This is a genomic window from Chitinophaga sp. (assembly GCF_039596155.1).
Taxonomy (GTDB): Bacteria; Bacteroidota; Bacteroidia; order Chitinophagales; family Chitinophagaceae; genus Chitinophaga.
Genome location: NZ_JBCNKF010000027.1, coordinates 105,224 through 114,440, shown reverse-complemented (window position 1 = coordinate 114,440; position 9,217 = coordinate 105,224). Strand labels below are relative to the sequence as shown.

The window sequence follows — 9,217 nt, the reverse complement described above, 5'->3', positions numbered from 1 at the left end:
GTGAAGAGAGATTGAGAGGTGCGGATGGATCGTGAAGAGAGATTGAGAGGTGCGGATGGATCGTGAAGAGAGATTGGAAGGTGTGGATGGATCGTGAAGAGAAATTGAGCGGTGCGGATGGATCGTGAAGAGAGATTGGAAGGTGTGGATGGATCGTGAAGAGAGATTGGAAGGTGTGGATGGATCGTGAAGAGAAATTGAGCGGTGCGGATGGATCGTGAAGAAAGATTGGAAGGTGCGGATAGATCGTGAAGAGAGATTGAGAGATTTATTGTGATATGATTGAATAGTGAAAATGAGTAGTGAAAAGGGAAAGTGATGTGTAAGAGATCATCAATTTGTGTATGCAGGAAATCATTGCCAGTGTAATTGGGAACAGTGAACAATGAAATGTGTAGATTGAATTAGTGCAGCAGCTCATAACCTATGCTAACAATTGAGTTTTGCGCCAACAAAAGAAAGTTATAAAAATAGGGGTGTATTGAATACCTATGCTAACGATAGAGCTTGTCATTAAAAACCAACCAACAATTTTAGAAACTAGTGAACAATTGTGAGAATGCGTCATCCCGGCCCCTGTGAAAACAGACAAGTGAAAAGAAAGGGGTCAGGAGATGATTCATCAGTCAGACGGTGAATAGAAGAGAAAAAGAATTATCTGCCGTTTTGTTAGAAAATTGAGTCAATTTCTGTAATAAGAAATTAGAGCCCGGTTATCTAACAGGAACTATATCAAATTATCGTGCTTTTTTCATAACCGATTCATCCAGGCCCCACGTGATTAAGTTGTTGTATGATGCGGAGTGGGGCCAGGGATGGGTCAGGTTTTAAAAAACAACCATATATTTTGTCTCATTAGCACAAAAGATTTTCAGCACATTTACACTACAATTACCAGCGCCAACAGCAGATTTTACCACCACCAATAGATAATTTTACTACTACCAGTATCAAAATGAACTAAAACTGGTCATCTCTTGAATCGATCATGATTGGAAAATTTCCTAATTTAACGGAAAATTCCATGAATGCTCGATTTTAAGATTTTTATAGTTGAAGACGACAAATGGTATGGTAACCTCTTGCATCATTACCTCACTCAGAATCCCGATTACGAAGTAACCCTCATCGGCTCAGGTAAGGAATGCCTGGCCCAATTGCATCGTAAACCAGACCTGATCACTATCGACTTCGGTCTTCCCGATATGAACGGAGAAGAGCTATACCGTAAGATAAAGCAAGCTCAACCCAATGTTCCTGTCATTATCATCAGTGCCCAGGAGAAGATCACAACTGCCGTAGACCTTCTTAAAATGGGGGCAGAAGATTACCTGGTAAAAGACGAGAATACCCAGCAATTACTGTGGAAAGCTATCATACGACTACGGGAGAATCAATCCCTGAAACATGAGATCACCCAATTAAAAGCAGAACTTAAAACCAGGTACGACTACTCCACCTCTATCGTTGGAAAAAGTCCTGCCCTGCAGGCCGTATTCCGCCTGATCGATAAGGCTGCCGGATCCATGATCAACGTATCCATTACCGGGGAAACAGGTACAGGTAAGGAACTGGTAGCCAAAGCTGTTCATTACAACTCTAACCGCAGTGGTCATCCCTATGTAGCTGTAAACATGGCCGCGATTCCAAAAGAACTGGTGGAAAGCGAATTGTTCGGGTACGAAAAAGGTGCTTTTACAGGGGCACAGAACCGTAAAATCGGCCGTTTCGAGGAAGCCAATGGTGGTACACTCTTCCTGGATGAAATCGGGGAAATGGACCTTAATATCCAAAGTAAACTGCTTAGGGTATTGCAGGAAAAAGAACTGATCCGTCTGGGGGGTAACAGTAAAATAAAACTGGATTTTCGCCTGGTGGTAGCGACGCACAAGAACCTGGCTGATGAGGTAAAGAAAGGTAATTTCAGAGAAGACCTGTACTACCGTATTGTAGGTCTGCCTATCGCCCTCCCTCCTCTCCGCGAAAGGAAAGATGATCTGTTGTTGCTTACCCAGTTCTTCCTTACAAATTACTGCAAGGATAATAAGATCCCGGAAATCAGGGTCTCCCCTGCGGGTCGCGATAAATTACTGAGTTATAATTATCCGGGGAACATCCGCGAACTAAAATCCGTAATAGAACTGGCAGCTGTCATGTCAGAAAACAATATAATTGAGCCGGATGATATCACCTTCCTTTCCGGTAATAATCACGATGTAGATACAGTACTGAATACAGAGTTAACCCTTAGGGAATATACCAGGCTGATCATCCGGAACTACCTGAAACGGTACAACGACAATGTACTGCTGGTGGCAGAGAAACTGGATATTGGTAAATCAACTATTTATAAAATGTTACAGACAGGCGAGATTGAAGGTGCCTGAGCCTGGAGTCATTAACCTATAGACTATATGCAAGCTGATCATGCACTTTATTCATATCACTATCTCTACAAAATATCAGATAATCCTGCATTCATCCACAAGATGATTGCCCTTTTCATCAATTCTGTAACTGAATATACCAGTGACCTGCAGCAATTGCAGGAAACAAAAGTATTGCATGATCTGAAAAGGACAATACATAAGTTGAAGCCGAGTGTACTGAGTATGGAGGTAAAGGGGGCTAAGGAAATTATTTTAAAGCTGGAGGGCCTGGGCGAATGGGACGAAGAGGTGGAGGAATTAGTGGGACGATTAAAGAAGATTTTTCAGGAGATCAAGCCGGGCATGGAAGAAGATCTGAAACAACTGGGAGTGTGACATTTTCTTCCGGAAGGATTCAGGAGCATGTAGATACAGGTCGGAAGCATTGGAAACAGGACATTTTTCCCATTGGGAAAGAATGCTGATCGTATTCGTAAAAAAGACTTCCTCCGTGATGGAGGAAGTCCGGTAAAAATAGACTAAATGAGAAGCCTGTAAAATATTTATTTAGATGCGTCACGCAGCTCTTTAATTTTATCATGAGAGCGTTTCAGCGTCTGTTGCTGTTCAGCTACCATTTCACGCAGGTAAGCAGGTAATTCTTCATCTTCCAGCGCGGTATTGTACGCTTTCTGTGCCGCATCTTCACCACGTTCGCAATTGGCCAGTACAGTATGACGATCATGACCGGTAAACAATGCCTTCACATCCATCCATGCGCGGTAAATCTTTCCACTGGTAGTGGTGGATGTTTCCATATCGCCACCTAATGCATTCACTTCTGTACCTAATGCCAGTCTGATTTCGTGGCTTTCACTGATCATAGATGAGAACAACGCTCTCAGATCAGTATCTTCCTGTTTCAGTTCTCCTAACGCTTTTTCATAACCGTCGATGCGGTCGTTGTTGATTTGTACCAGATCATTCAGGATCTCTATGGTTTCCATTGTCGCTTGCATAAAATACTTTTTTATTGGTTAACAGATAAGACCGTAATAAGTCTCTTTGTTATGATAACCAATAGAAAAATTATGCCATCATGCCAAAACAGGCGTTACAGGCGTTTGAAAGGCAACAGGCGAAATCAACAGGCAACAAGGGCTGCAAAGTAGTCATCAGTTTGGGTAAATAAAGAGACGTGCTCAGGTGTTTATATAGGCACCTTTCTGAGTTTGCAGGGCTTTGACGTTGTGGCGGAGTGAAAAGCTGCCAATTACGAGCCTACACCTTCATACCCCTCATGTATTAGCTACAGGCTGCTTAACTGCCTGCCTGGCGATCAGCTTCCACTGCCCTCCTTCTTTTACCCATACTAACAATATATGCAAATGCACATTGCCGGGTTTGCCGTTATCATTAGTTGCGGCTACCAGATTGTGTCTTACTATTGCAGTATTGCCGCTAATGACGATAGTCTGGTCAGTCAGGTCAATAGACACAAAATCAGAATGCCCGCTTACAATATTCTCTACGAAGGTTTGCTTATCTTCTATTTTCCCACCAGAATGGCCATAGGATAGTTTTGCATCTGCGAGTTTTTCCAATGTGGCTTTATCAGCATCTACCATGGCTTTTCGCAGGGATTCCACCTGGGCAGCGACAGCCTTTTCATCTTTAGATTGAGCAAATGCAAGCGTCGTTAGTGTACAAAATAAGATCAGGAAACAATACAATTTAGTTTTCATAAAACGTCGTTCTGGTTATGTAATGTGATGATATTATAGTTGTTCGGACTATAAGTTATTTAATTATTTTTCAAACCTGGATCTTTTTATCTGTAACTTACAGATAATTCACAAATCCTATTTTCTCACGGCGAAAGCTACACGATAAAACTCATATCCTTTCTCCGTTCGCAAGGGCATATATTGCCGCCTATATTCTACAGCACTATTATCCTCTAACAATTCAAATCCAAACTGCTGCAAATATTTTCGCAGATCACCTGGTTTCCAGCCAAATATCCACTTCTCTTCCAGTTCTGCTACATCATTCAGCAACTTTTCGCCCCCAAAGTAGGCACCTGGTTCCCGCAGCACCTTTTCATCTACATATGTAAAGATTACAAAAGATCCTTCCGGAAATCCGGCTATAAAGCGGAATGTGGCTGCGATCGATTCTTCCTGTAGATAATTGGTCACTCCTTCCCATATAAACACCGTTGGCAAAGAAGCATTGAGTGACAGGTCATCCAGGGATTGCTCATTAAAATCGACCTGTAAATATTGCACGTGCGAAGGCAAAGTACCCAGCTTCTCCTTTTTTACTGCCGAGGTGTTAGGATGATCTATTTCAATTACCGGCAGCAGGCGTAGAAAATCAAGGCGGAGGGCTCTGGTATCAAAGCCGGCGCCCAATATTACCACTTGTTGTACACCCTGGTTCACAGCTTGTTGCACAAGTTCATCGATATACCGGGTGCGGGCTATGCCAGAAGAATAAGCACCCGGTATCCGCTTTTGAATAATACGCTGGATCATCCGGCGGACGGGCGGTAAGGCTGAAAGACGGGTGGCTAACTGGTAACGACGGTCGAGGAAATTGATGGCATACGGGTCATAAACCAGTTTATCATGTGCCCGCTGGGTTTCGAGCGCCCTGAATAGGGCCATGTACTGGGCTGTCCGGCTGGCGGAGAATTTTTTCATAACGGCGTAGTAGGTTGTGCTTTGCCTAAAGATATAAAAAAACGCAGAAAGGGTTACAGTGTGTAACCCTTTCTGCGTTTTAATACTATATCAGGTGATCCTAGTTCAACATGTGCTCATGTTCAACAAACGCCACAAATGCTTCCTGTGTCCACGCCTGATAATCTTCGAGGCCTATTCCTAAACGCTCATCGCGCTGAATTTCTTTATCATCCCTGGAATCCCAGTAACCATTTGCGAGTGATTGAACATTCTCAGTTGTTGCTACTGATACTTCATTATACTCTTCGGGATAGCTCCTATAGTTTCCCATGGCCAGCTCCTGTATGGATTGCTTTACACCTTCTTTGTTATTCTTAGACATGGTATCTGTTTTTGGTTCGTAGAATAAAAAACAACAACCATTCCGCTATGCTAATCTATTGGCCATCTTAAGAGAACTTTAACTTATCGTTTAGATTTCTTTAATTCACTGCGGCTACAAAGCGATAAGCTTTAGTATATACTGCACCAGTAAGTGTTTACATATTTTTGATGTGAGATATCTGAAATATACAGTTGAGAATAATACCAATCACCTACTTTCTATTCTTCCTCGCATCCACCACACCATTAAATGTTATTGGCTGCCTGTTAACCCCAATTACCTGCAGTGTTGTATACCCCGCTGACGAAACATTGAGTATTAACTGATTTGCCTCCTGCGTATCATGCGGTTTAATCACAATTGTCCATCCACCCTTCTTCTTCTCCGTTACCTTATAGTCAAACTTTGTAGAAGTAAACTGAATCCCTCCTTTGGTAGGATCCATCGGTGCCGTGTAAGCTCTGCCAAAATAAGGCAGATAACTGATCACCGAATCTTTCGTTACGGTCAGGTCATAATTACCATTCAACTGCCTGTCAGGAGACGGGCCCGAAGGCATTGAAGACTGAGCAATAAAAACATATGACTGGCTGTTAATCAGGTTAGTTATAGCCGCCTTCTTCTCATCCCCCTTTGACTGTGCAGAAGTGAGGCCAGGCAGGGATATAGCAAGTGACAGAAGGCCTGCTATCATGATGTTCTTCATAAAATGTTGTTTATATGAGTATCAGCGAATATCATTCCAATAAAATGGTTGTATTTATGAAAACCACTATCACATTTTCGTGTTATAACATATTTAATTTGCATCCCCGACCTTTGTAGGACACTACTGAGGGACAATCGACTAACAAATAAAGACTCACACTTGCGAAATGTATTGCGTAAACTAACCAACTTGTGGGAAGTGTTGGTAGGTGATCCGGCGGAATTTACACTGGAGAACCGTGCTTTCAATTCCATTAGTGTCATTACAATGGCACTACTCACTGTTCTGCTACCTTTCAACATGTGGCTGGGACTTACAGCTGTGTGGATCATTGTGCTGGTGCTCCTCTTTTTACAGATCTTTTTCCTCTGGCTTTCCAGGTTTAAACGTATTTACAATGTAAGTATGCTGGCTTATGTGATCGTCAGCTATATTACGCTTACCGCCACCTACTACCTGAACTCCGGTAGCCACGGTCCCGTGCTACTGCTGTTTTTTCTGACCTTTAATCTGCTGATTGCCTTCAGTCCCCGTAAGCAGCACTGGCTTTGGGCAACCCTGCACCTGCTCATACCCATTGCCCTGCTCACGAAGGAATACATGCAGCCTAGCTGGATTGCAGACAGCTACCAGAGTGCGCAGAACCGGTTTATTGACCTGGCATCGAGTTACTTTGTGACGCTGACCTGTACTTTTCTGATCACCAACTATCTGCGCAATAACTACAACAGAGAGAAAAAGAATGCGGAAGACAGGGCCGATAAGATCGATATTCAGAATGTTAATCTCGAACAACTGAACCAGAAAAAGGATAAGCTTTTTTCTATTATTGCCCACGACCTGCAAAGTCCACTCAATTCCATCATCACCACGCTTCACCTGATTGCTGAATACGAATTGTCTGAAGACGAACGTAAAATGCTGGGCGATGAACTCCTGACCATGACCAAGAACACTTCTAATATGCTCACGAATCTGCTTACCTGGTCCAAGATGCAGATGGATGGTCGTGGGGTACGGTTATCCCCTGTACATGTATATGAAGTTGTGCAAAGGGTACTGGCTATTCAACAGATACTTGCGGACAAAAAGCATGTGACGCTGACTTCTAAAATTGATCCTGCTGTATACGTGACGGCAGACAACAATATGCTGGAACTGATTATCAGGAACCTCGTCAATAATGCCATTAAGTTTACACCTAATAACGGCCAGGTCACCATTAGCCTGCTGGTGAAAGATGGCATTTGTCAGTTGATGGTAACCGATAATGGTATCGGGATTGACAGCTCACATAAAGAAGAGATTTTCTCGCTGAAGACACAGTCTACCTTTGGAACGAATAATGAAAAAGGGATCGGACTGGGATTAGTACTTTGTAAGGAATTACAGGCTTTACAGCATGGTGAACTATGGTTTGAGAGTGTATTAGGGAAAGGAACCACTTTTTATGCAACGATCCCCCTGGCGGATCCGGCGGCCGATGGCAGGTTATCCGCATAAGAAAAGTAAGGCTGGCATCAGATCTGAAAGCCTTCAATGTGAGTATCAGTCCAATGAAAAACCGCGTCCACCGAAAAAATGACCTCTTTCAATCCAGTCCCCCTTGCCCCGCAGATCAGAACTTTTCAGTAAAAAAACAATTAAACAGCGGAGCCCATGACCCCGCTGTTCCATTATCTGATTACTTATCCCACCAGAGAAACGCTGCTAAAGAGTTAACTGCCGGCACATTGGCTGCATTCCGGCTAGTCTCAGAAGCAGGATAACTCACCCTCCTGATAAATGTAGTTAGCAGTGCATTTACAGGCAGTGTGAAATCCTTGTATTGATAATCATACCTCCGGGCATCGGTCCAGCACTCAGGCTGTAAGAACATCGCTACGTATTTCTCTTTGAATATTAGTCCCTTTGAAAATGCAGGCAGCTGTGCCAGGTAGACTGCTTTATTCGCCGGCGACACACCCACTTTATCCATATTCGCATTAATTCCGTCCAGGTAGGCCTGGTAAGCTTTGGTCTGATCTGTTCCGTAATATGCTTCGGCAGCGATAAACTTTGCTTCCGCATACGTGAGCAGCAACAAAGGCGCTCCTGATTTTGAGTAGTACCCGTTGACGGACAGGTAGCACTGCCCCTTGTCGGTACCTGATCCTACCCGCCCGGCACCGTTCACTGTACCCCTGTAGTCGCCATACCGGGTCGTATCTGTGATCAGTGGCAGGCGTGGGTCAAAAATGCCGTAGGTGGTGCCATTGAGGGCATTGATAAAGGTCGCACTTAACCAGCCATCCAGGTTTCCGCTGGCATTGCCTACCGCCGTTTCATTCCAGGGACTCAGACTTTGAAAACGGGTGATCGCTGCATCATCGTTGTTACTGGTATACCCGCTGTCCAGTGCGGCCAGTACGGCAGCGGGATTGTAGTTTGCCTGTTTACTGAGCCGGTTGAGTAAACGTGCTTTCAGAGTATAGGCGGTTTTAATCCAGCCGGTAGCAACCCCTCCATGTACCAGGTCATTTTCTGCATCCAGGGTAATGAGCGGATCTGCCTGCCTGAGTGAAGCGATTCCTTTGTCTATTAGTAGCAGGCAACTATCATAAATAGCCGATCCTTTGTCGTAAGCCGGTGTCAGGTAAGTAGCTCCCTGCCATGCCTGGGAATAAGGGGCGTCTCCCCACAGATCAATCAGCATACTCATATTATAAGCTTCCAGGATCTGGCCAACTCCCATGTGCTGATAAGCTTTTTTTGTCACCGCCAGCGCTTCCATCTGCCGGATATCTTCTATCGTGAGGTAGATATTCTTCCAGGTACTACTGGCATCAATATCATCATATACATCCGTACTGCCGGAGGCATTGGGCGACGCCAGCTGCTGTACGTAATAAGACGTAATATTGCCAACATTGAATACATTAATACCGGTTTGGTAGGTCACTTCTGATAAAAGGCCATTGATAGGCGGATTGGTGGTTTGGTTTGGATTGGTCTGGTTCACATCCAGGTAGCCTTTGGAGCAGGCTGCGAGCGATAGTATCAGTAAGATATATATTCGTTTCAT

Annotated in this window: 9 protein-coding genes; 3 read left to right on the top strand and 6 right to left on the bottom strand. The window is 43.9% G+C overall.

Features of this window, described 5'->3' with window-relative positions; genetic code table 11:
* Positions 1-1,028 precede the first annotated feature (1,028 nt).
* Both ABDW33_RS23360 and ABDW33_RS23355 read left to right on the top strand, forming a co-directional pair.
* Positions 1,029-2,387 (top strand): sigma-54 dependent transcriptional regulator, encoded by a 1,359-nt coding sequence (locus tag ABDW33_RS23360; RefSeq protein WP_343692518.1) that lies wholly within the window; start codon positions 1,029-1,031, stop codon positions 2,385-2,387.
* 27 nt (positions 2,388-2,414) lie between these two features.
* Complete coding sequence (locus tag ABDW33_RS23355) at positions 2,415-2,765, top strand: Hpt domain-containing protein (RefSeq protein ID WP_343692517.1); 351 nt, start codon at positions 2,415-2,417, stop codon at positions 2,763-2,765.
* A gap of 167 nt (positions 2,766-2,932) precedes the next feature.
* Here ABDW33_RS23355 and ABDW33_RS23350 read toward each other — a convergent pair whose 3' ends face one another.
* From ABDW33_RS23350 to ABDW33_RS23330, 5 genes are all read right to left on the bottom strand, one after another.
* Positions 2,933-3,388, bottom strand: coding sequence for a PA2169 family four-helix-bundle protein (locus ABDW33_RS23350; protein ID WP_343692516.1), 456 nt, complete (start codon positions 3,386-3,388; stop codon positions 2,933-2,935).
* A 279-nt stretch (positions 3,389-3,667) separates the two neighbouring features.
* Positions 3,668-4,114 carry a nuclear transport factor 2 family protein gene (locus ABDW33_RS23345; RefSeq protein ID WP_343692515.1) on the bottom strand — a complete coding sequence of 149 codons (447 nt, stop codon included), beginning with the start codon at positions 4,112-4,114 and terminating at the stop codon, positions 3,668-3,670.
* Between the two features lie 117 nt (positions 4,115-4,231).
* Entirely contained in the window at positions 4,232-5,077 is an 846-nt protein-coding gene (locus ABDW33_RS23340) for an SAM-dependent methyltransferase (RefSeq protein ID WP_343692514.1), read from the bottom strand.
* Between the two features lie 100 nt (positions 5,078-5,177).
* The gene (locus ABDW33_RS23335) at positions 5,178-5,441 is read right to left on the bottom strand and encodes a hypothetical protein (RefSeq protein ID WP_343692513.1); all 264 of its coding nucleotides are present in this window, start codon (positions 5,439-5,441) and stop codon (positions 5,178-5,180) included.
* Between the two features lie 214 nt (positions 5,442-5,655).
* Positions 5,656-6,150, bottom strand: coding sequence for a DUF4251 domain-containing protein (locus ABDW33_RS23330; protein WP_343692512.1), 495 nt, complete (start codon positions 6,148-6,150; stop codon positions 5,656-5,658).
* A 162-nt stretch (positions 6,151-6,312) separates the two neighbouring features.
* Between ABDW33_RS23330 and ABDW33_RS23325 the strand changes: the two genes are divergently transcribed.
* Positions 6,313-7,656, top strand: coding sequence for a HAMP domain-containing sensor histidine kinase (locus ABDW33_RS23325; protein WP_343692511.1), 1,344 nt, complete (start codon positions 6,313-6,315; stop codon positions 7,654-7,656).
* 181 nt (positions 7,657-7,837) lie between these two features.
* Here the strand turns inward: ABDW33_RS23325 and ABDW33_RS23320 are convergent, their stop codons facing one another.
* Positions 7,838-9,217, bottom strand: a complete 1,380-nt coding sequence (locus ABDW33_RS23320) for a SusD/RagB family nutrient-binding outer membrane lipoprotein (RefSeq protein WP_343692510.1) — start codon at positions 9,215-9,217, stop codon at positions 7,838-7,840.